Here is a 20,589-nt window from a genome sequence, read left to right as displayed (position 1 = left end):
CACAATGTGCAGCATGGGGCGGTGGACCGAGGAACGGGTGCTCCAGGCCGCGCCCGACCAGGCCTCCATCGCGGCCGCCCAGAGGCTCGCCCGCCCCGGCCCCTGGTCCGAGACGGGCAGCAACGACGTGCTCGTGTGGGGCAGGTGCCAGGGCAGCGGGAAGACCCCCTACCAGGTGAGCATCGACCTCGCCGCCCCCGCCTACCGGTGCTCGTGCCCGAGTCGCAAGTTCCCGTGCAAGCACGCCCTTGCCCTGCTGCTCCTCTGGGCCCGAGGGGAGGCCGCCGAGGCGGGAGCGCAGGCGGCCGAGTTCGCCGAGGAATGGGCCGCGGCGCGGGCCGACCGCGCCGAGCGCACGGCCGCCCGCGGCCTGCGCGAGCCCGGGCAGCAGGCCGACCCGGCAGCCCAGGCCAAGCGCTTGGCCGCCCGGACCGAGCTCATGGACGCGGGAATGGACGACTTCGCCCGCTGGCTCACCGACCTCGCCCGGACCGGCCTCGCTGCTGCCCGCACCCAGCCCTACGCGTGGTGGGACGCGACGGCTGCTCGGCTCGTCGACGCCCAGCTGCCCGGCCTCGCGGACCAGGTGCGCGCGATGGGCTCGGCGGTGCACGGCAGGGCCGACTGGGCCGACCACCTCCTCCTGCGCGCGGGCCGCTGGTGGGCCCTGACCCACGCGTGGGCGATGCGCGAGGACCTCTCCCCCGAGGAGCTCGCCGACCTCCGCGCCGTCCTCGGCTGGGGCACGGCCTCGGCGGACGTCCAGGCCACCGAGGCCCTCCCCGGTCCGTGGCTCGTCCTCGGCGCGCACCGCAGCGAGGAGGGCCGGCTCCTCGAGCAGCGCACGTGGCTGCGCGGCCCGGACGGGACGGTCGTCGTCGTGCTCGACGTCGCGCCGCAGGGCCAGGCGCTCGCCGTGCCGCAGCTCGCGGGCGCGCTCCTCGACGTCGACGTCGCGCGCTACCCGGGGAGCGCCCCGCGTCGGGCCCTCCTCGCCGGGGAGGCCAGGCCCCTCGGGATGGCCCCGGACCTCGGCCCCGGCACGAGCATCGCGGGGGCGCTCGCGGACGAGGCCGAGGCGGTCGCCCGCTCGCCATGGCGCGACCGCCACCCCGTGCTGCTGGCCGGCGTCCGCGTGGTGCCGGCGGCCGAGGGCGGGCGCGGGGGCTGGGTGGCCGATGCCTCCGGGGACGCCCTCCCCCTCGCCGACGCGCCGCTCGCGTCCCTGCTCGCCCTCAGCGGCGGCCACCCGGTGGACGTGTTCGGCGAGCTCGAGGAGGGCCGCGTGCGCCCCCTCACGCTCGCCGTCGACGGTGAGGTGGTGACGCCGTGACGTGGCGCGAGGACCTGCGCACGACGGCGCTCGTCGGCACGGCGCGCGCCGCGCCTCCCGCCGTGCCCACCGGACTCGCCGCGCTGGGCGTGCAGCCGCCGGGCGGCCCGGGCCCCGAGGAGCTGCTCCTCGGCCAGGCCGCCCTCGCCGATGCGGCGGACCGTGCCTCGCGCCGGCCAGGCGCCGCGGGCCAGCCCCCGGAGCCGGCCGCCCAGGACGACGTGCCGCAGGCCGCCGGGGAGGCGGCCCGCCTGCTCGACCTCCTGCTCTCCCAGCCGCCCGTCGGCCAGGCGCTCCGGGCCCGGCTCGTGGCTGACTGGCTGCGGCTCGCAGGGCAGGCGGACCGCCGCGTGCCGCACCGCCTGCTCCCCGCGCTCCTGGACCTCGCGGGAACCTCCGAGACCGTCACCGGGCAGCTGAGCCCCGCCCTCGGCACGCGCGGCCGCTGGCTCCAGACGGTCCTCGGCCTCGGGGCGCGCACCATGGAGCCCGTCCCGGCCGCCCGAGAGGACTGGAGCGAGCTCTCCCCCGCCGCCGCGACGGCCGAGCTCGAGCGGCTCCGGGCCTCCGACCCGGGCGCCGCGCGCGAGCTCCTTCGAGCGCACTGGGACGGCCTCGGGGCGCGGGAGCGGGCCGCCCATCTGGCCGCCTTCGCCGTGAACACGTCCCCCGAGGACGAGCCCCTCCTCGAAGCCGCCCTCGACGACGGCGCCAAGAGCGTCCGCTCGACGGCGGCCCAGCTGCTCGACCGTCTCCCCGGCAGCGCCCGCGCCGCCCGCATGGCGCGGCGCCTCGAGCCCCTCCTCGCCGTCCGGGGCCTGGTGCGGCGGCGCTTCGAGATCGCCCTCCCGCCCCCGCCCGACGCCGCGGCCCTCCGGGACGGCATCCCGGCGGACCCGCGCTCGGGAGAGCCCGACCGGCTGGCCCGCCTCGACGCGATCATCCGCGGGGCTCCCCTGGAGGTGTGGACCGCGGCCGCGGGCGGCGGCCCCGCAGCGGCCCTCGCGCTGCTCAAGGACGAGGGCAGGGCCGTCGACGCGATCCTCGCCACGGCGCTCGCGCGCAGGGACCCCGAGTGGGCCCACGCCCTGCTCGAGGTCCGTCCGGACTCGCGCCTGCTCGGCATCCTCCGGGACCGCGAGCGCGAGGCGCACGTCCTCGCCCGGCTCAAGGCCGCGGCGAAGCCCTTCGACCTCGTCGCCCCTCTGCGCGCCCTGCCCGTCCCCTGGGCCCCGCCCGTGGCCGACGCCGTCCTCGGCCTCGTCGCGACCGAGAAGGGCGCCCCGCTCGCGGCGATGCTCGCGGACGTCCTGCCCGCCGCCCTGCCGCCGGACGCCGTCGACCGCTGCCGCCGCCTGCTCGAGAAGCACGACGGCGACGCCGCCCGCCGCCGGGTGCTGCGCGACGTCGTCCAGTACCACGCCTTCAGGCAGTCGCTCGAGGAATCGTTCAGACAGTCGCTCCGAGAACCGCCCGAACAATCACTGACGGAGGCCTCCCGATGACCGACGCCCAGACCGAGTCCGCGGCCAGCGACCTCGGCGCCCCAGGGATCCTGCGGGCGCACGCCGAGGACGAGTACGCGCACGAGCTCGCGGCGCTCGCCGCCGTGGACGACCGCCCGCGGCCGCCGAGCTGGCGGCTGTCCCCCTGGGCGGTTGCGACGTACATCCTCGGCGGCGAGCTTCCCGACGGGACGCCCATCAGCCCCAAGTACTTCGGCTCCGCGCGGCTCGTCGAGGTCGCCGTCGCGTCCCTCGCGACGGACCGGGCCCTGCTCCTGCTGGGCGTGCCCGGGACGGCGAAGACCTGGGTGGGCGAGCACCTCGCCGCGGCAATCTCCGGCTCCTCGACCCTCGTGGTCCAGGGCACCGCGGGAACGCCCGAGGAGGCGCTGCGGTACGGCTGGAACTACGCGCGCCTGCTCGCCGAGGGGCCCTCCCGCGCCGCGCTCGTCGCGGGGCCGGTCATGCGGGCGATGGAAACCGGCAGCCTCGTGCGGATCGAGGAGCTGACCCGCATCCCCTCGGACGTGCAGGACTCCCTCATCACGGTCCTGAGCGAGAAGACCCTGCCGATCCCCGAGCTCAACGCGGAGGTGCAGGCGCGCCGGGGCTTCAACGTCATCGCGACGGCGAACAGCCACGACAAGGGGGTCAACGAGCTCTCCTCGGCGCTGCGCCGCCGGTTCAACACGGTCGTCCTGCCGCTCCCCGACACGCTCGAGCAGGAGGTCGAGATCGTCCAGACCCGCGTGCGGAGCCTCGGCGCGGCGCTCGAGCTGCCGGCCGAGCTCGCGGCCCTGACGGAGATCCGGCGGGTCGTGACGGTCATGCGCGAGCTGCGGGCGGGCGTGACGCAGGATGCCCGCACGACCATCAAGTCGCCGTCGGCCACCCTCTCCACGGCGGAGGCCATCTCGGTCATGACGAACGGGCTCGCCCTCGCGGCGCACTTCGGCGACGGGCGGGTCCGCGCGGAGGACGTCGCCGCCGGCCTCGTCGGGGCCGTGGTCAAGGACCCTGTGCAGGACCGGGTGGTCTGGCAGGAGTACCTCGAGACGGTGGTCCGGAACCGGCCCGAGTGGAAGGACCTCTACCGGGCCTGCCGCGACCTCGAGGGACCGCGCTGAGCCATGGCACCGGTGTCCGGCGTCGACGCCGTCCACGTTCTGGGGGTCCGGCACCACGGGCCCGGCTCGGCGCGCTCGGTGGCCGAGGCGCTCGCGGCGCTCCGGCCCGGGCTCGTGCTCGTCGAGGGTCCGCCCGAGCTCGACGCCGTGCTCCCTCTCGTGGGCGAGGCGGACATGGTCCCGCCCGTCGCGGCGCTCATCTACGCCCCCGACGAGCCGCGACTCGCCTCGTTCTACCCGCTCGCGGCCTTCTCGCCCGAGTGGGTCGCGATCCGGTGGGCGTGCTCGACTGGGACCCCCGTGCGCATGCTCGACCTGCCCGCGGCGCACAGCATCGCGCTGCGGCGCGCTGTACAGGAAGCCGGCACGGGCGATGGAGACGGCGACGTCGAGGGGCCCAGCCCCGGCGAGCCCCAGGAGGCCGGGCCGCCCGCCTCGCTCGACTATCGGCCCGACGCGATCGGGATGCTCGCCGCGGCCGCCGGCTACGACGACGCCGAGCGCTGGTGGGAGGACGCCGTGGAGCACCGCGTCGCCGACCCGCTCGAGCGCTTCGCGGCCATCGCGGAGGCGATCGCGGAGATCCGCGACGCCGACCCCCGCCCCGCGGACCACCCGGACGTCGTCGAGAACGCCCGGCGCGAGGCGGCGATGCGCCGGGCCCTGCGCGCGGCGGCCCGCGAGGGGCACGCGGGCATCGCCGTCGTCTGCGGCGCCTACCACGCGCCGGCGCTCGTGCCGTCGGCCGCCCGCCGCCACTCGGCGTCAGCCGACAACGCCCTGCTCGCGGGCCTGCCCAAGGCGAAGGTCGCCGTCACGTGGGTGCCGTGGACCGCGGACCGGCTGAGCCTCGCGAGCGGCTACGGGGCGGGCGTCGCGGCGCCCGGCTGGTACCAGCACCTCTTCGCCCACTGGACCGAGCGGGGCACGACGGCGGACGTCGCCACGAGCTGGCTCGCGCGGGTCGCGCACGCGCTGCGGGGGCAGGGGCTCGAGGCGCCGACGGCGTCCCTCGTCGAGGCGGCCCGCATGGCAGAGGCGCTCGCCGCGGTCCGCGGCCGCCCGAGCCCGGGCCTCGGCGAGCTCGACGACGCCGCCCAGGCCGTGCTGTGCGGCGGCTCGCGCGTCCCGCTCGAGCTCGTGCATCGGGAGCTCGTCGTCGGCCACGCGCTCGGCGCCGTCCCCGACGCCACCCCGACCGTCCCGCTCGCCGCCGACCTCGCCGCAGAGCAGCGGCGGCTCCGGCTGCGGCCCAGCGCGCTCGAGGAGGTCCTCACGCTGGACCTGCGCCGGCCCAACCAGCTGGCCCGGTCGGTGCTCCTGCACCGGCTCGCGCTGCTCGGCGTCCCGTGGGGGACTCCGGCCGAGGCCGGCCGCACGACCGGGACGTTCAAGGAGGCCTGGATCCTGCGCTGGGAGCCGGGCCTCGCCGTCGCGATCGTGGACGCGAGCCGCTATGGGACGACCCTCGTCTCGGCAGCCGCTGCCCGTGTCGCCGAGGCCGCGCAGGCCGCGGACGGACTCGCCGAGCTCGGCGAGCTGCTCTCGGCCTGCCTCCTCGCCGACCTTCCGGAGGGGATCGGGCGGGTCGTGGCCGTGCTCGCCGAGCGGGCGGCCCTCGCGCAGGACATCCCCGACCTGCTCGCCTCGATCGCTCCGCTGGCCCGGACCTGCCGGTACGGCAACGTGCGCGGCGTCGACGTGGCCCAGGTCCGGCGGATCCTCGAGGCGACGGTCGTGCGCGCGTGCGTGGGCCTGCCGACGGCGTGCGCCGGGCTCGACGACGAGGCCGCGGCGGCGATGCGCCGCGCCGTCGACTCGGCCCAGCACGGCCTCGCCCTCCTGCCGGACCTCCCGCTCGATGACTGGCACCGCGCCCTCGCCGCCGTCGCCGGCTCGGACAGGATCCACGGCGCCGTGGCCGGGCGCGCGACGCGGCTCCTGCTCGACGCTGGCCTCGTGGACTGGGACGACGTCGCGGACCGGCTCTCCCGGAGGCTCTCCGTCGCCTCGCCCGCGCCGGACGCCGCCGCGTGGCTCGACGGGCTCGTCTCCGGCGACGCGACGCTGCTCATCCATGACCGGCGGCTGCTGCAGGTCGTGGACGGGTGGGTGGCCGGTGTCGGCGACGAGGTGTTCGACGACGTCCTGCCGCTTGTGCGCCGGACGTTCTCCGCATTCTCGCGCCCCGAGCGGCGGGAGATCGGCGAGCAGCTGAGCCGGCTGGGCGGCCCCGACCAGGAGCGCGGCGAGCCCGAGCCGCTCGACCTCGCCGGCGCGGGCCCCGCGATCCGCACGATGGCCCGCTACCTCGGCTGGGAGGCGAGAGCATGAACGGAACCGGGAACGACGACGCCGGGGAGACGGGCGCCCGGGAGGGCCGGGACCGGCTCGGGCGGTGGCGGCTCGTGCTCGGCGGGCACGAGGCCGACGGCGTCACGAGGGGCGACGGGACCGCCGTCGTGCTCTCCGCCGAGGACGCGCAGCGGGACAAGGCGCTCGAGGAGCTGTACGACCCGGGCCCGAAGGGGCAGGGAGGGCTCGGCTCCTCGAGCCCCCGCGTGGCGCGCTGGCTCGGGGACATCCGCGGCTACTTCCCCTCGAGCGTCGTCCAGGTCATGCAGGCCGATGCCATGGACCGGCTCGGCCTGCGGCAGATGCTCCTCGAGCCGGAGATGCTGCGCACCGTCCAGCCTGATATCGGGCTCGTGAGCACGCTCGTCGGGCTGGGGCGCGTCATCCCGGCGCACTCGCGCGAGGCCGCGCGCGCCGTCGTGCGCCAGGTGACGCGCGAGCTCGAGGAGCGCCTGCGCGCCCGCACGGTGCAAGCCGTGACGGGGGCGCTCAACCGCGCCGCGCGGACCCGCCGGCCGCGGCACCGCGACATCGACTGGAACCGGACCATCGCGGCGAACCTCAGGCACTACCAGCCCGAGTACCGCACGGTCGTGCCCGAGCGGCTCGTGGGGTACGCGCGCCGGACCACCGAGGTGCAGCGGGAGATCATCCTGTGCATCGACCAGTCGGGCTCGATGGCCGAGTCGATCGTGTACTCGAGCGTGTTCGGGGCCGTGCTCAGCTCGCTGCGCTCGGTGCGGACGCGGCTCGTCGTGTTCGACACCGAGGTCGTCGACCTGACAGAGGAGATGGACGACCCCGTCGACGTGCTCTTCGGGGTCCAGCTCGGCGGCGGGACGGATATCAACCGGGCGCTGGGCTACTGCCAGGAGCGCATCACGAGGCCCACAGAGACCGTCATGGTGCTCATCAGCGACCTCTACGAGGGCGGGATCGCCGAGGAGATGCTGCGCCGCGCGGCGTCGATCGTCGGCTCCGGGGCCACGCTCATCGCGCTCCTCGCGCTGAGCGACAGCGGGCACCCGTCCTTCGACGCGGACCACGCCGCGGCCCTCGCAGGCATCGGCGTCCCCTCGTTCGCGTGCACGCCGGACCTCTTCCCCGAGCTCATGGCCGCGGCGATCGAGCAGCGCGACGTCGGCGAGTGGGCGGCCGCGCGCGGGATCCCCACGGCCCACGGCGAGGGCGGCGGCTAGGCCGGACCGTCAGGCACGTCAGGGAGGCACCATGAAGGCAGCAGTCGTCGAGAGATATGGCCCGCCGGACGTCGTCCGGATCACCGAGGTGCCGCGCCCGGAGCCCGGGCGGGGCGAGGTCCTGGTCCGGGTCCTCGCCACCGCGGTGACCGCGGGGGACGCGCGCATCCGCGCGGCACGGTTCCCGCGGGGCTTCGCCCCTCTCGCGCGGCTCGCCCTGGGCCTGCGGAGGCCGCGGCGGTCGATCCTCGGCGTCGTGCTCTCCGGCGTCGTCGAGGCCGTGGGTCCAGGGGCCGCCGGACTCGCCGTCGGGGACGAGGTGTGCGGGATGACCGGGACCAGGCTCGGGGCGCATGCCGAGTATGCCGCCGTCGCGGCCCGGCTCCTCGTCCCCAAGCCGCCCGCGGTCTCGCACGCCGAGGCCGCCGGGGTGCTGTTCGGCGGGACGACGGCGCTGCACTACCTGCGCGACCGCGCCCGGCTGGCGCCCGGGGCCTCCGTCCTGGTCAACGGGGCCTCTGGAGCGGTGGGGACGAGCGCCGTCCAGCTCGCGAAGCACCTGGGCGCTCACGTGATTGCGGTGACGAGCGCACGGAACGTGGAGCTCGTCGTCGGGCTGGGGGCGGACAGGGTCGTCGACTACACGGCCACGCCGCTCGACCGCCTTGGCGAGCGGTTCGACGTCGTCTTCGACGCCGTCGGGAACGTGTCCCGGGCTGCGGGGAAGCGGCTCCTCACCGAGCGGGGCGTCCTGCTCCTGGCCGTGGCGGACCTGTGGGACACGCTGCGCGCGGTCGGCCGGGTCAAGGCCGGGCCCGCCCCCGAACGGCCGGAGGACTTCCGCTATCTCCTGCAGCTCGTCGCCGAGGGGCGGTTCCGGCCCGTGGTCCGGGAGCTCGGCGGGCTCGAGGCGATCGTGGACGCCTACCGGCTGGTGGACTCGGGGCACAAGGTCGGCAACATCGTGCTGAGCCCAATGCGTTGAGGCGCGCGCCCCGCCCGATGCAGCCACTCGGCACTCTGATTGGGCCTCTTCTGGGGCTTGCCCCGAGGACGGGCCCTCTCACTGAGAGGGCCCGAAGAGACGAGGAAGCCCCGGTGGGATACCGTCCCACCGGGGCTTGTTCGTCGGGCTGACAGGATTTGAACCTGCGACCCCTTGACCCCCAGTCAAGTGCGCTACCAAGCTGCGCTACAGCCCGAACATGCTCGCCCGTTCTCGCTTTCGCGCCCGTTCAAGCAACCGCTTCAGCTTATCCGAACAGGCGGATCTGCGCCAATCGAGTGGGCCCCGGCGCGGCGCCTTGACGGGGCTACTTCTTCTTGCCCCGGCGCTCGCGCACGCGCATGCCGATCTCGATCGGCGTGCCCTCGAAGCCGAAGGTCTCGCGCAGGCGGCGGGTGATGAAGCGGCGGTAGCCCGGGTCCAGGAACCCGGTCGTGAAGAGCACGAACTTCGGCGGCCGGCTCTGGGCCTGGGTGCCGAAGAGGATGCGCGGCTGCTTGCCGCCGCGCACCGGGTGCGGGTGGGCCGCGACGAGCTCGCCGAGGAACGCGTTGAGCCGCCCGGTCGGGATGCGGGTGTCCCAGCCCTCGAGCGCCTTGTCGAGCGCCGGGACGAGGCGGTCCTTGTGCCAGCCCGTCTTGGCGGAGATATTCACCCGCGGGGCCCAGTCGACGTGGGCAAGGTCCTTCTCGACCTCGCGCTCGAGCCAGCGGCGCCGCTCGTCGTCCATGAGGTCCCACTTGTTGAACGCGAGCACTAGCGCGCGCCCGGACTCGATCGCGAGGTTGAGGATGCGCACGTCCTGCTCGGAGAGCACCTCGTCCGCGCCGAGGAGCACGACGGCGACCTCCGCCTTCTCGAGCGCGGCCTGCGTGCGCAGGGACGCGTAGTACTCTGCGCCCTGGGCCATGTGCTGGCGGCGGCGGATGCCGGCGGTGTCCACGAACCTCCACGTGCGCCCGCCGAGCTCGATGTACTCGTCGACCGGGTCGCGGGTCGTGCCCGCGAGCTCGTTCACGACCGCGCGCTCGGAGCCGGCGAGCCGGTTCAGGAGCGAGGACTTGCCCACGTTCGGGCGGCCGATGAGCGCGACGCGGCGGGGACCGCCGGAGCGCTCGACGCCGGCGATCGCCGAGAACTCGGGCAGCACCTCGAGCGCCGCGTCGAGCAGGTCCGCGACGCCGCGGCCGTGGAGGGCAGAGACGGGCCAGGGCTGGCCGAAGCCGAGGCCCCAGAGCATCGCGGCGTCCGCCTCCTGGGCGAAGTCGTCGACCTTGTTGGCCACGAGCAGGACGGGCTTCTTGGCCTTGCGGAGCATGCGCATGACGGCCTCGTCTGTCGCCGTCGCGCCGACGGCGGAGTCGACGACGAACAGGACGGCGTCCGCCATGCTCACCGCGATCTCGGCCTGCTCGGCGACCATCGCGTGGAGGCCCTTGGCGTCCCGCTCCCAGCCGCCCGTGTCGACGAGCGTGAACCTCCGCCCGTTCCACTCGGCCGGGTACGAGACGCGGTCGCGGGTGACGCCCGGGACGTCCTCGACGACGGCCTCGCGGCGGCCGAGGATGCGGTTCACGAGCGTGGACTTGCCCACGTTCGGCCGGCCGATGATCGCCAGGACCGGGTCCATGCGCGTGGGCGCGTCGGGGTCCCAGTCCTCGTCGAGGCCCTCGAGGAGCCGGGTGTCCTCGTCGTCGAGCTCGTAGTCCTCGAGCCCGGCCCGGAGGGCGGCGGCACGCTGCTCCGCCTCCTCGTCGTCCATCGCGGCGAGGTGCTCGGCGACCTGGTCGCTGCCCTCGGGCGTGTACTCCTCGTTCCCGGCAGCCGTCGTCCCGGTGTCCAGGGAATCGGTCATGTTCTTCTCCTTGAGTAAAGTCTGTGCGACGCGCCGGCTCAGGCCTTGCGCGGGTTCACGACGGCGTCGACCACGGCGAGGACGGCCTCGACGGTCTCCTCGAAGTCCAGGTTCGAGGAGTCCACGGTGAACACGCCGTCGGCGGCCTGGGTGAAGCTCGCAACGGCGGAGTCCTTCGCGTCCCGGCCGACGACCTGGGCCTGGAGCTCCTCGGCGCTCTGCGTCCCGCCGAGCTGCTCGCCGCGGCGGCGCATACGCGCCTCCTCGGAGGCCGTGAGCAGGAGCCGCACCTCGGCGTCGCGCGCCACGACCGTCGTGATGTCGCGGCCCTCGACGACCATGCGGCGCCCGTGCGCGGCGATGAGCGCACGCTGGCGGCGGATGAGCTCGTCCCGCACGCCCAGATTGGTTGCGACAGCACTCACGGAGCCAGAGATCCGCGGCTCGCGGATGGCCTCCGTGACGTCGTGCCCCCGCACGAGGACGCGCTCACCGTGGGCGCTCGTGCTCAGCTCGAGGTCCAGGACGCGCGCGGCGGCCTCGACGAGGGCGCCGTCGTTGAGGTCCACCCCGCGCTCGAGGCAGTCCCACGTGACGGCCCGGTACATCGCGCCCGTGTCCAGGTACGCGAGTCGCAGACGGCGGGCGACCTCCTTGGAGACGCTCGACTTGCCCGAGCCCGACGGGCCGTCGATCGCGACGACGAGCGGGCGGCCGAGCCGCAGCGGCTCGCCCGTGGGCGAGCCCATCCGCACCGTGGTGCCGCGCTCGGTGCTCTCGGACCAGTTCCCCGGTCGGCTCTCCTCCGACATCGTCATTGCAGAACCCGCCATCCGCGCCCCTCCAGTTCCTCAACCAGTGAATCGTGCTTGCTCGGGAGCACGGAGATCTCCACCATGCCCACGTTGCGCCCCGACGAGTGGTCGAGCCGCAGGTCTTCGAGGTTGACGCCGATCTCGCCGATCTCCGTGAGCAGCCGCGCGATCTGACCCGGACGGTCGTCGACGAGCACCGTGAGCCACGCGAACGCCTGCGGCGGGCCGCCGTGCTTGCCCGGGATGCGGGCCTGGCCGGCGTTGCCCTCGCTCATGAGCTGGGCGAGGTCGAGCCTCGCCCCGGGCGCCTCGGGCGCCTCGAGCGTCGCGATGAGCCGTTCGACGTCCTCGCGCACGCCGTACAGGTGCTCGACGAGCTTGGACGCGTTCGCGCCGAGGATCTGGACCCACAGCCCGGGATCGGACGCGGCGATGCGCGTCGTGTCCCGGAGCCCGTTCCCGGCGAGGGCGAGCAGGCGCAGGTCGGTGCCCTGCAGCCGGCTCGCGAGCAGCGAGGACATGACCTGGGGCAGGTGGCTCACGAGGGCGACCGCCTCGTCGTGCTCCTCGGCGTCGAACTCGAGGACCATGGCCCCGAGGTCCGCGCCGAGCGCCTTGGCGGTGCGCACGGCCTCCGGGGTCGCCTCGGGGTGCGCGCACACGACCCAGGGCATCGACGTGAACAGCTCGCCCCGGGCCGCGACCGGGCCGGACTTCTCCCGCCCGGCCATCGGGTGCGTGCCCACATAGCGGGACAGGTCGGCGCCGTTCTCGGAGAGCCGGGACAGGATCCCTGCCTTGACGCTCGCGATGTCGACGACGACGGCGCGCGGCCACCGCTTGAGCGAGCGCGCGACGACGTCGGCCGTCACGTCCGGCGGGGCGGCGACCACGACGAGCTCGGGCTGGACGCCGGGGTCCGACTCCATTTCGGCGATGGGCCGGCCGGCCCCGATATCGACCGCGACGGCTTGGTTGGTCGGCGAGGGGTCCTCGAGGAAGACGGGCACGCCGCGGTGCTCGAGCCCGAGCCCGATGCTCGTCCCGAGCAGGCCCGTCCCGATGACGACGACGGGGCCGTGCAGGTGCGTGATGGACATGCGCTGCTCCCGGCCTAGAGGCCGACGGCCGCCAGGAGGTGGCCGACCTCCTGCTTGCCGAGCTTGCGGATCGTGCCCTGCCTCTGGTCCCCGAGGCCGATCGGGCCGACCTTCGCGCGCACGAGCCGCTGGACGGGGAAGCCCACCGCGTCGAACATGCGCCGCACGATCCGGTTCTTGCCCGAGTGCAGCACGACCTCGACGAGCACAAAGCCCGGGGTCGAGTCGACGAGCCGGAACGAGTCGACCTTCGCGAGGCCGTCCTCGAGCTCGACGCCGCGGCGCAGCTGGTTGCCGATGCCCTGCGGCATGGGCCCGCGGACCTGGACCACGTAGGTCTTGGGCACCTCGTAGGAGGGGTGCGTGAGGCGGTTGGCGAGCTCGCCGTCGTTCGTGAGTAGGAGCAGGCCCTCGGTGTTGGTGTCGAGGCGGCCGACGTGGAAGAGCCGCTCGGGCGAGCCGGGGCGCAGGTAGTCCGAGATGCAGGGGCGGCCCTCGGGGTCGTCCATGGTCGAGACGACGCCGCGGGGCTTGTTGAACGCCATGTAGACGAGGTGCTCGTCGGTCTGGACCCGCACGCCGTCGACATGGATGACGTCAGTCTCGGGGTTCACCCGGGTGCCGAGCTCGGTCACGATCTGGCCGTTGACCTCGACGCGGCCCTCGACGATGAGCTCCTCGCACACCCGGCGGGAAGCGACGCCCGCGTTCGCCATGGCCTTCTGCAGGCGGACGCCCTCCTCGTTCAGCTCGGCGCGCGTGCGCGGCTGGTGCTTCGGGAGGGGGGCCGGGGACTTGCGGGGCGTGTCCTTGCGGACCGGGCCAAGGTTCTTGCCGAAGCGCTCTCCCGCGAACGGCGCCGCCCCGGTGCCCTTGGGCTGGGGCCGCTCGCCGCGCTTGCGCGCGGGCTGCTTCGGAGCGCCCTTCGCGCCGCCGCGGGCGGCGTTCCCGCGCCGTCCGTTGTTGTTGCGTGGTGAACCCTGGCGTCCCGCCTGTGTCATGACCCGGCCTTTTCGATCTCTTCGCAATGCACCGTTCTTGGCCGAACGGTATTTCTGAGAATGTGTCTGGAAAGGGGCGAATGCCCCGAACAAGGATACCGGATCAGCCCGTGGGGCCCCCGTAGGCCCCCTCGATGTCCGCGATCGCCTCGAGGCCCGGCAGGTGCGGCGAGATCCGCGGCAGCTCCGCGACGGAGCCGATCCCGAGCCGTTCAAGGAAGTACGACGTCGTCCGGTACAGGATCGCTCCGGACTCCGGGTCGGTGCCGGCCTCCTCGATGAGGCCGCGGGTCACGAGCGTCTTGACCACGGAGTCCACGTTGACGCCGCGGATGGCCGCGATGCGAGCGCGGCCCACGGGCTGGCGGTACGCGATCACCGCGAGGGTCTCGAGCGCAGCCTGGGTCAGGCGCGCCGTCTGCCCCTCGAGCACGTGCCGCGAGACGATGTCCGCGAACTCCGGCCGCGAGTAGAACCTCCAGCCGCCGGCGACGCTGCGCAGCTCGAACCCCCGCCCGCCGGCGTCGTACTCCGCGGCGAGCGAGCGCAGGAGGCCCTCGACCTCGGGCTCGGGGAGCTCGAGCGTCGCGGCGAGCTCCGCCGTGCCGATCGGCTCGTCGACGACCATGAGCACCGCCTCGAGCGCCGCCGCCCTGCGGTCATCCTGCATGCTGCCCCTCCTCGACAGGTTCCTGAAGATCCTCGTACTCCTCGCTCAGCCGCTCGGGCGTCCAGCCCTCCCCCGCTGTCCAGCGCACGCTCAGCTCCCCGAGAGGGCCGGCCTGCTCGAACGCGACGGCCCGGTCCCGGAAGAGCTCGAGCAGCGCGAGGAAGCGGGCCACGACCACGAGCCGCGAGTCGGCGTCCGAGGTCAGGGCGCGGAAGCTGAGCGGGCCGGAGGCGCGCAGCCGCGCCCCGAGGAGCTCCGCCTGCTCGCGCACACTCACTGGAGGAGCGTGCAGGTGCTCGGTGCCGACCTCCGACGGCGGGGCGTCCTTGGGCGCGAACGCGCCGGCCGCGAGCGCGGCGAACTGCTCGGGCGTGTGCCGCCACACCAGCTCGGGCAGGAGCGCCGCGAAGGCCGGCTCGAGGCTCACCGACCGCGGGTAGCGGCGGCCCTCCGCCTCGAGGGTCCCGGCGAAGATCCCGGCGATCTCCTTGAACGCCTTGTACTGCAGGAGCCGCGCGAAGAGCAGGTCCCGGGCCTCGAGGCGGGCCACGTCCTCCTCGTCCTCGACCTCCCCGGCGGGCAGGAGCCGGGCGGCCTTGAGGTCCAGGAGGGTCGCCGCGATGACGAGGAACTCGCTCGCCTCGTCCAGCGCCCAGTCCTCCCCCTTTTCCTGGAGGGCGCGGATGTAGGCGATGAAGTCGTCCGTGACGGTCGCGAGCGCCACCTCGGTGACGTCGAGGCGGCGCTTGGCGATGAGGCCGAGCAGCAGGTCGAAGGGGCCCGTGAAGTTCTCGAGGCGGACCTCGAACCCCGGCCGGCCCGGGGCCGGCTCCGGGAGCTCCTCGCTAGGGAGCGCCACCGCGGGCCACGAGCTCGCGCGCGAGCCGGCGGTAGGCCTCGGCGCCGGAGTGGTTCGACGCGTACTGGGTGATCGGCTCGGCGGCGACCGTCGCGTCGGCGAACTTGATGGTGCGCTTGATGACCGTCTCGAACACCTTGTCGCCGAAGGCCTCGACGAGGCGGGCGAGGACCTCGCGGCTGTGGAGGGTCCGCGCGTCGTACATCGTGGCGAGCACCCCGTCCACGACGAGGCGCGGGTTGAGCCGGTCCTGGACCTTCTCGATCGTCTCGACGAGCAGGGCCACGGCGCGCAGGGCGAAGAACTCGCAGATGAGCGGGATGATGACGCCGTGCGCCGCGGTGAGCGCGTTGACGGTCAGGAGGCCGAGGGAGGGCTGGCAGTCGATCAGGATGAGGTCGTACTCGTCCTCGACCTTGCGCAGCGCACCCGCGAGGACCTGCTCGCGGGCCACCTCGGTGACGAGCTGGACCTCCGCGGCGGAGAGGTCGATGTTGGCCGGCAGGAGGTCCAGGCCCTCGACGTTGGTGCTGCGGATCGCCTCGTGGACGTCGGTGTGCCGGTCCATCATGACGTTGTAGACAGTGGTCTCGAGCTCGTGGGGGTTGATGCCCAGGCCCGCGGAGAGCGCGCCCTGCGGGTCGAAGTCCACAAGGAGGATGCGGCGGCCGTACTCGGCCAGCGCTGCGGCGAGGTTGATGGTCGAGGTCGTCTTGCCGACCCCGCCCTTCTGGTTGACCATCGCGATGATGCGGGCCGGGCCGTGCGAGCCCAGCGGGACGGGCTCGGGGAACTCGCGCAACGGACGGCCCGTCGGGCCGAGGGCCGCGTCCCCGAGCTCCTCCGAGATGCCCTCGAGAGTCATTGACCCCTGATCGTTGCTCACGTATCCATCCACACTTTCGGTATCGCCAGCCTGCGGTTCCTTCATGCCAGCGTACACACGCGCGAGAGGCAATCCGCCGAACCTTGACAGAACGGCCTGCGGCGAGCCTTACCCTCAACCTGAGCCTCAAGGTTCCCCCGGCGACGGGACTGACACGCCCAAGGGCCGCCCCCGAGGAGCCACACTGTGCAGAGTGTGGCTCCAAGGAGGCGGCCCGGGCTACGGCGGCGGAGGCCGCCGCAGGCTCAGTGGCCGGCTCAGGCGCGGGCGTAGTCCCGACCCGTGGTCAGCTGGGCGTCGGCCGGCTGGCCGGGGATGTCCTCGACCTCGGGCTCGGCGCCGTGGCCGTGCCCGGCGAGCATCGTGGTCTCGTCGAAGGGCCGGGCGCCGGAGAGCACCTCGCCGACCCGGTCGCGGTCGATCTCCTTGGTCCACGTGCCCATGAGGACGGTCGCGACGGCGTTGCCCGTGAAGTTGGTCAGGGCGCGGGCCTCCGACATGAACCGGTCGATGCCGACGATGAAGGACACGCCGCCCACGAGCTGCGGGGCGTGGGCCTGGAGGCCGCCCGCGAGGGTCGCGAGGCCGGCGCCGGTGACGCCCGCCGCGCCCTTCGACGCGATGACCATGAAGACCAGGAGGCCGATCTGCTCGCCGAGGGACAGCGGGGTCCCCATCGCGGTGGCGATGAACAGCGAAGCCATCGTGAGGTAGATCGCCGTGCCGTCGAGGTTGAACGAGTAGCCCGTCGGGACGGTGACGCCGACGACCGGCTTCGAGACGCCGAGGTGCTCCATCTTGGCGATCAGCCGCGGCAGGGCGGCCTCGGAGGACGAGGTCGAGACGATGAGGAGGTACTCGCGGCCGAGGTACTTCATGAGCTTGAAGATGTTCACGCCGCTGACGACCTTCAGGAGCGTTCCCAGGACCACCACGATGAAGACGGCGCAGGTGATGTAGAAGGCGAGCATGAGCGTGCCGAGGCTCAGCACGGCCTGCCATCCGGTCGCGCCGACGACGGCGGCGATCGCGCCGAACGCGCCGATCGGGGCCAGCCACATGATCACGATGAGGATCCGGAAGACGAGGACCTGGGCCTGGCGGATGAACTCGAGCAGCATCGAACCGGTCTTGCCCATGCGCTGGAGGGCGAAGCCGACGAGGAGGGCGATGAAGAGCGTCTGGAGGATCTCGCCCGAGGTCAGGGACGAGAGCATCGTCTTGGGGATGATTCCCAGCAGGAAGTCGGTCGTGTCCTTGGACTCGCCGGCCTGGTAGGTCGCGTTGGCGAGGTTGAGGCCCTCGCCCGGGTGGATGAGGTTCCCGACGACGAGGCCGATCCCGAGAGCGAACGTGCTCATGGCCAGGAAGTACGCGAGGGCGAGGCCTCCGACCTTGCCGACGGTCGCGGCCTTGGCGATCGAGCCGATGCCGAGGACGATCGTGCAGAAGATGACCGGGGCGATCATCATCTTGATGAGGCTAACGAACGCGTCGCCCACGGGCTTGAGGCTCGCGGCGAAGCCCTCCTTGCCCGGGAACAGGAGGCCGACCGCAACGCCGAGCACGACGGCGACGATGACGGCGATGTAGAGGAAGTGCGTGCGGTCGACCGGCTTCTTGGCCGGTGCCGACGCCGCTGGCGACATTGCCACGGTGATCTCCTTGATAGTGTCGGGTGGCCCAGCTGGGCCTGTGTCCATCACCACTGTGCGGCAGGCTGTGACACGGGTCACCGTTACGGTCATATTGGTCGCAGGGGTGTGTGCGGTAGATGCAACAGGGCCGTAGCATCCGCGGAACACGATGGTGAGCGCTGGACAGGCGTTAGGAGGGTCGATGAAGAAGCTGAGCCTCGCGAACAGGCTCCTGGCGATCCTCGTCCTCGCCGTCGCCGCGCTCACGGCATTCATCGGCATGGCCATGGTCCTCGATGCGAGGGACCAGTCCCATGAGCAGGCGGGCAAGCGCACCCTCGCCGTCGCCGAGGCCCTCGCGGACAGCCCGTTCGTCATCGACGCCGCCGCCCGCTCCGGGACGCAGGATCCGACCCCCACGCTCCAGCCCTACGCAGCCCAGCTCACAGCGGACGCGGACCTGGACTTCATCACGATCATGGCCCCCGACCGGACGCGCTGGACCCACGCCAACCCGGAACAGATCGGCGGCAAGTACCTTGGCAGCGTCGACGAGGCGCTCGCGGGGCGCACCCTCACCGAGACGTTCGAGGGCACGCTCGGGCTCTCGGTGCGCTCGGTCGCCCCCATCCTCGCCGCCGACGGGACCGTCCTGGGCATGGTGTCTGCGGGCGTGCGGGTGAGCGCCCTCGACGTCGCGCTGGCAGGCCGCCTCCCCGCCGTCCTCGGTGTGGCTGCCGCGGTGCTCGCGCTCGGCGTCCTCGGCTCCGTCGGCCTCGGCCGCTACCTCGCCAGGGTGACCCGCGGCTACGGCCCCGAGCAGCTCGGCCAGCTCTTCGCCTACTACGAGTCGGTGCTGCATTCGGTGCGCGAGGGGGTGATCCTCGTGGACCCGGCAGGGCGCGTCGTCATCCGCAACGACCAGGCCTCGCGCCTCCTCGGGCTCCCGGAGGCGGACGACGCCGTCCCCTCCTCCGCGGCACCGGCCGCCGCGCGCCTCGACGAGCTCGGACTCCCTGAGAGCCTCAGGGAGCTGCTCGCGAGCGGCCGGACGGCGCGGGACGAGATCCACGTGACGGCGGACAGGGTCCTCGTGGTCAACCAGGAGCCCGCGCTGAGCCATGAGGGGCGGAGGACGAGGGTGCTGGGCGCCGTCGCGACCCTGCGGGACCGGACGGAGATCGAGGCCCTCGGCTCCGAGCTCGAGACCATGCGAACGCTCTCGGACGCCCTGCGGAGCCAGACGCACGAGCACGCCAACCGGCTGCACACCATCGTGTCCCTGCTCGAGCTGGGCCGGACCGACCAGGCCCTCGCGTTCGCGACCGAGGACCTCCACCTGAGCCAGTCCCTCGCCGACGAGCTAGTCGTCTCGCTCGACGAGCCCGTGCTCGCCGCGCTCGTCATGGGCAAGGCGGCGCAGGCCAACGAGCGCGGCGTCCGGTTCGACGCCGAGGCCGGCGACTCCCTCGCCGGGACGGGGATCGCGGCGCAGGACCTCGTGACCGTCGTCGGGAATCTCGTGGACAACGCGATCGACGCCGCAGCGTCCGGCGAGGCGCCCCGCTGGGTCTCGCTCGAGATCGCGGTGGAGGAGGCCGGCGTCGTCATCGAGGTGGCGGACAGCGGGCCGGGCGTGCCCGAGGGGGAAGCAGAGGCCGTGCTGCGCTTCGGGTACTCGACCAAGCCGCACACCGGGCAGGGCCGCGGCCTGGGCCTCGCGCTCGTCTCGCGCACGGTGCACCGGCTGGGCGGGACGCTCACCGTCGCGCGGCGCCAGGGCGCGGTCTTCACGGTCGTCCTGCCGCGGAAGGAGGCAACGTAAGTGAGGGAGCTGCGCGTGCTCGTCGTGGAGGACGAGCCGATCGCCGCGGACGCCCATGCCGCCTACGTGGGCCGCGTCGACGGGTTCGTGCACGCGGGCACGGCGCATGACGGCGCGTCCGCCCTCCGGCTGGCCGGCGAGCTCGCGGCGGCGGGGACCCCGGTGGACCTCGTGCTGCTGGACATGAACCTGCCCGACCTCCACGGACTCGACGTGGGGCGGCGGCTGCGGGCGGCGGGCCACGCCGTCGACATCATCGCGATCACGGCCGTGCGCGAGCTGCCGATCGTGCGCCGGGCCATCTCAGTGGGGGTCGTGCAGTACCTCATCAAGCCGTTCACGTTCACGGCGTTCGCGGAGCGGCTCGAGCACTACCGCCGCTACCACGAGACCCTCAACGCGGCCGGGGGCACCGCCTCCCAGACCTCGGTGGACGAGGCCTTCGCGGCGTTGCGGGCGCCCGTCGCGCAGCCGCTCCCGAAGGGGCTGTCCCAGGACACCCTCGAGTCGATCCGCCAGTACCTGCGCTCGAGGGGGACGGCCGTCTCCGCGGCCGAGCTGACGGAGGCCGTGGGCGTCTCCCGCGTCACCGCCCGGCGCTATCTCGAGCACCTCGCCGATGCGGGGGAGCTCATCCGCTCGGCCCGCTACGGCACGCCCGGCCGTCCCGAGAAGGAGTACCGCTGGGCCGGGTGACCTCACGTCCCTGGGTGCAGCAGCGGAGGGCTCGCACGACTACTGCCAAAGCGGGCCACCCGGGCCTACCGTTGAAGCAGGAGGCCGCCGCCCCGGCGGCCCCGTCACCGGGAAGGAGCCGCCATGAGCCAGGACACCGAAGGCGCCATCGCCGAAGAGGAGCCGGAGCGCACCACACGGGACGTCTCCACGATCCCCGACGGCTCGGGCAACGACCGCGATGCGGACGAGTCCGACGACGAGCGCTTCGACGCAGGCTGACGGCGGCCCGCGGGGCAGCCGTCACGCCCTCACGGTCAACGACAGGGGGGCACACAGAGAGGACGAGCCATGACCCACAGCCTCGACTACGGCGACACCGAGGACGACGACCTCACCGAGCCCCTCGACGGCCGGAACAGCCAGGCGCCCGAGGGGTCGAGCGACAATCCCGAGACGATGGAAGAGATCGACCCGCTGCACGCACCGCGGCGGCTCATCGAGCTCGACGCCGAGGAGGGCGAGGAGCCCGAGGCGGAGCTCGACGTCGAGGAGGAGAATCCGGACATCGAGCTCGGCATCGACTGACACACTGCATCACACACGGCACAGGGCCGCCGGGGCATTCGACCCCGGCGGCCCTTTCCTGTCCGGCCAGGGGGAACCAGGGGGAATACGTGTCCCCGCTGTCGGGAATTGCCCCCCAACCAAGTAGTCCGCGGGGAAAAGACGGGTACTCGG

The 20,589-nt window shown here is 73.6% G+C and carries 18 protein-coding genes and 1 tRNA gene; 10 read left to right on the top strand and 9 right to left on the bottom strand.

Annotated features, from left to right (window positions below; genetic code table 11):
- Positions 1 to 13: 13 nt before the first annotated feature.
- Genes ACUYMY_RS07400 through ACUYMY_RS07375 form a run of 6 tightly spaced genes read left to right on the top strand, consistent with a single transcriptional unit; the run spans position 14 to position 8,504 of the window.
- Entirely contained in the window at positions 14 to 1,333 is a 1,320-nt protein-coding gene (locus tag ACUYMY_RS07400) for an SWIM zinc finger family protein (RefSeq protein ID WP_481702951.1), read from the top strand.
- Positions 1,330 to 2,838 carry a DUF5691 domain-containing protein gene (locus tag ACUYMY_RS07395; RefSeq protein WP_481702950.1) on the top strand — a complete coding sequence of 503 codons (1,509 nt, stop codon included), beginning with the start codon at positions 1,330 to 1,332 and terminating at the stop codon, positions 2,836 to 2,838. The genes ACUYMY_RS07400 and ACUYMY_RS07395 overlap by 4 nt, the downstream gene beginning before the upstream one ends.
- A complete protein-coding gene (locus ACUYMY_RS07390) occupies positions 2,835 to 3,965 on the top strand; it encodes an ATP-binding protein (RefSeq protein ID WP_481702949.1) in 1,131 nt (376 codons plus the stop codon). The genes ACUYMY_RS07395 and ACUYMY_RS07390 overlap by 4 nt, the downstream gene beginning before the upstream one ends.
- 3 nt (positions 3,966 to 3,968) lie before the next feature.
- Positions 3,969 to 6,299, top strand: coding sequence for a DUF5682 family protein (locus tag ACUYMY_RS07385; protein ID WP_481702948.1), 2,331 nt, complete (start codon positions 3,969 to 3,971; stop codon positions 6,297 to 6,299).
- Positions 6,296 to 7,519, top strand: a complete 1,224-nt coding sequence (locus ACUYMY_RS07380) for a VWA domain-containing protein (RefSeq protein ID WP_481702947.1) — start codon at positions 6,296 to 6,298, stop codon at positions 7,517 to 7,519. The genes ACUYMY_RS07385 and ACUYMY_RS07380 overlap by 4 nt, the downstream gene beginning before the upstream one ends.
- A gap of 31 nt (positions 7,520 to 7,550) precedes the next feature.
- On the top strand, positions 7,551 to 8,504 hold the full coding sequence (locus ACUYMY_RS07375; RefSeq protein WP_481702946.1) for an NAD(P)-dependent alcohol dehydrogenase: 954 nt from the start codon (positions 7,551 to 7,553) through the stop codon (positions 8,502 to 8,504).
- Positions 8,505 to 8,647: 143 nt separating this feature from the next.
- Here the strand turns inward: ACUYMY_RS07375 and ACUYMY_RS07370 are convergent.
- From ACUYMY_RS07370 to ACUYMY_RS07330, 9 genes are all read right to left on the bottom strand, one after another.
- Positions 8,648 to 8,721, bottom strand: a tRNA-Pro gene (locus ACUYMY_RS07370).
- A 111-nt stretch (positions 8,722 to 8,832) separates the two neighbouring features.
- The gene (gene der / locus ACUYMY_RS07365; protein WP_481702945.1) at positions 8,833 to 10,380 is read right to left on the bottom strand and encodes a ribosome biogenesis GTPase Der; all 1,548 of its coding nucleotides are present in this window, start codon (positions 10,378 to 10,380) and stop codon (positions 8,833 to 8,835) included.
- Between the two features lie 38 nt (positions 10,381 to 10,418).
- A complete protein-coding gene (gene cmk / locus ACUYMY_RS07360; RefSeq protein ID WP_481704996.1) occupies positions 10,419 to 11,129 on the bottom strand; it encodes a (d)CMP kinase in 711 nt (236 codons plus the stop codon).
- Between the two features lie 65 nt (positions 11,130 to 11,194).
- Positions 11,195 to 12,295 carry a prephenate dehydrogenase gene (locus ACUYMY_RS07355; RefSeq protein ID WP_481702944.1) on the bottom strand — a complete coding sequence of 367 codons (1,101 nt, stop codon included), beginning with the start codon at positions 12,293 to 12,295 and terminating at the stop codon, positions 11,195 to 11,197.
- Between the two features lie 14 nt (positions 12,296 to 12,309).
- Positions 12,310 to 13,296 carry a pseudouridine synthase gene (locus tag ACUYMY_RS07350; protein WP_481702943.1) on the bottom strand — a complete coding sequence of 329 codons (987 nt, stop codon included), beginning with the start codon at positions 13,294 to 13,296 and terminating at the stop codon, positions 12,310 to 12,312.
- A gap of 103 nt (positions 13,297 to 13,399) precedes the next feature.
- Entirely contained in the window at positions 13,400 to 13,966 is a 567-nt protein-coding gene (gene scpB, locus ACUYMY_RS07345; RefSeq protein WP_481702942.1) for an SMC-Scp complex subunit ScpB, read from the bottom strand.
- Positions 13,956 to 14,825: a segregation and condensation protein A gene (locus tag ACUYMY_RS07340; protein ID WP_481702941.1), complete on the bottom strand. Its 870-nt coding sequence runs from the start codon at positions 14,823 to 14,825 to the stop codon at positions 13,956 to 13,958. The genes scpB and ACUYMY_RS07340 overlap by 11 nt, the downstream gene beginning before the upstream one ends.
- Positions 14,812 to 15,690 (bottom strand): ParA family protein, encoded by an 879-nt coding sequence (locus tag ACUYMY_RS07335; RefSeq protein ID WP_481704995.1) that lies wholly within the window; start codon positions 15,688 to 15,690, stop codon positions 14,812 to 14,814. Before ACUYMY_RS07335 ends, ACUYMY_RS07340 begins: the two co-directional genes overlap by 14 nt.
- A 278-nt stretch (positions 15,691 to 15,968) precedes the next feature.
- On the bottom strand, positions 15,969 to 17,360 hold the full coding sequence (locus ACUYMY_RS07330) for a cation:dicarboxylate symporter family transporter (RefSeq protein WP_481704994.1): 1,392 nt from the start codon (positions 17,358 to 17,360) through the stop codon (positions 15,969 to 15,971).
- Positions 17,361 to 17,550: 190 nt separating this feature from the next.
- Between ACUYMY_RS07330 and ACUYMY_RS07325 the strand changes: the two genes are divergently transcribed.
- The 4 genes from ACUYMY_RS07325 to ACUYMY_RS07310 all read left to right on the top strand — a co-directional run bounded on the left by ACUYMY_RS07325 (position 17,551) and on the right by ACUYMY_RS07310 (position 20,436).
- A complete protein-coding gene (locus ACUYMY_RS07325) occupies positions 17,551 to 19,173 on the top strand; it encodes a sensor histidine kinase (protein ID WP_481702940.1) in 1,623 nt (540 codons plus the stop codon).
- Entirely contained in the window at positions 19,174 to 19,869 is a 696-nt protein-coding gene (locus ACUYMY_RS07320; RefSeq protein WP_481702939.1) for a response regulator, read from the top strand. It abuts the gene before it with no gap.
- A gap of 123 nt (positions 19,870 to 19,992) precedes the next feature.
- Positions 19,993 to 20,130: a hypothetical protein gene (locus tag ACUYMY_RS07315; RefSeq protein ID WP_481702938.1), complete on the top strand. Its 138-nt coding sequence runs from the start codon at positions 19,993 to 19,995 to the stop codon at positions 20,128 to 20,130.
- 69 nt (positions 20,131 to 20,199) lie between these two features.
- On the top strand, positions 20,200 to 20,436 hold the full coding sequence (locus ACUYMY_RS07310) for a hypothetical protein (protein ID WP_481702937.1): 237 nt from the start codon (positions 20,200 to 20,202) through the stop codon (positions 20,434 to 20,436).
- The last annotated feature ends 153 nt before the right edge of the window (positions 20,437 to 20,589 follow it).

This window comes from Sinomonas sp. T428B, from assembly GCF_056780155.1.
Note: the sequence above shows the minus strand (reverse complement) of the source record. Positions and strands in the feature narration are given on the sequence as shown.

What these genes read in the sequence shown, in the direction of transcription:
- ACUYMY_RS07400 (WP_481702951.1), top strand. Translation starts at nt 14, where the DNA reads ATGGGGCGGTGGACCGAGGAACGGGTGCTCCAGGCCGCGCCCGACCAG.
- ACUYMY_RS07390 (WP_481702949.1), top strand. Translation starts at nt 2,835, where the DNA reads ATGACCGACGCCCAGACCGAGTCCGCGGCCAGCGACCTCGGCGCCCCA.
- ACUYMY_RS07385 (WP_481702948.1), top strand. Translation starts at nt 3,969, where the DNA reads ATGGCACCGGTGTCCGGCGTCGACGCCGTCCACGTTCTGGGGGTCCGG.
- ACUYMY_RS07380 (WP_481702947.1), top strand. Translation starts at nt 6,296, where the DNA reads ATGAACGGAACCGGGAACGACGACGCCGGGGAGACGGGCGCCCGGGAG.
- ACUYMY_RS07375 (WP_481702946.1), top strand. Translation starts at nt 7,551, where the DNA reads ATGAAGGCAGCAGTCGTCGAGAGATATGGCCCGCCGGACGTCGTCCGG.
- der (WP_481702945.1), bottom strand. Translation starts at nt 10,380, where the DNA reads ATGACCGATTCCCTGGACACCGGGACGACGGCTGCCGGGAACGAGGAG.
- cmk (WP_481704996.1), bottom strand. Translation starts at nt 11,129, where the DNA reads ATGGGCTCGCCCACGGGCGAGCCGCTGCGGCTCGGCCGCCCGCTCGTC.
- ACUYMY_RS07355 (WP_481702944.1), bottom strand. Translation starts at nt 12,295, where the DNA reads ATGTCCATCACGCACCTGCACGGCCCCGTCGTCGTCATCGGGACGGGC.
- ACUYMY_RS07350 (WP_481702943.1), bottom strand. Translation starts at nt 13,296, where the DNA reads ATGACACAGGCGGGACGCCAGGGTTCACCACGCAACAACAACGGACGG.
- scpB (WP_481702942.1), bottom strand. Translation starts at nt 13,966, where the DNA reads ATGCAGGATGACCGCAGGGCGGCGGCGCTCGAGGCGGTGCTCATGGTC.
- ACUYMY_RS07335 (WP_481704995.1), bottom strand. Translation starts at nt 15,690, where the DNA reads ATGACTCTCGAGGGCATCTCGGAGGAGCTCGGGGACGCGGCCCTCGGC.
- ACUYMY_RS07330 (WP_481704994.1), bottom strand. Translation starts at nt 17,360, where the DNA reads ATGTCGCCAGCGGCGTCGGCACCGGCCAAGAAGCCGGTCGACCGCACG.
- ACUYMY_RS07325 (WP_481702940.1), top strand. Translation starts at nt 17,551, where the DNA reads ATGAAGAAGCTGAGCCTCGCGAACAGGCTCCTGGCGATCCTCGTCCTC.
- ACUYMY_RS07315 (WP_481702938.1), top strand. Translation starts at nt 19,993, where the DNA reads ATGAGCCAGGACACCGAAGGCGCCATCGCCGAAGAGGAGCCGGAGCGC.
- ACUYMY_RS07310 (WP_481702937.1), top strand. Translation starts at nt 20,200, where the DNA reads ATGACCCACAGCCTCGACTACGGCGACACCGAGGACGACGACCTCACC.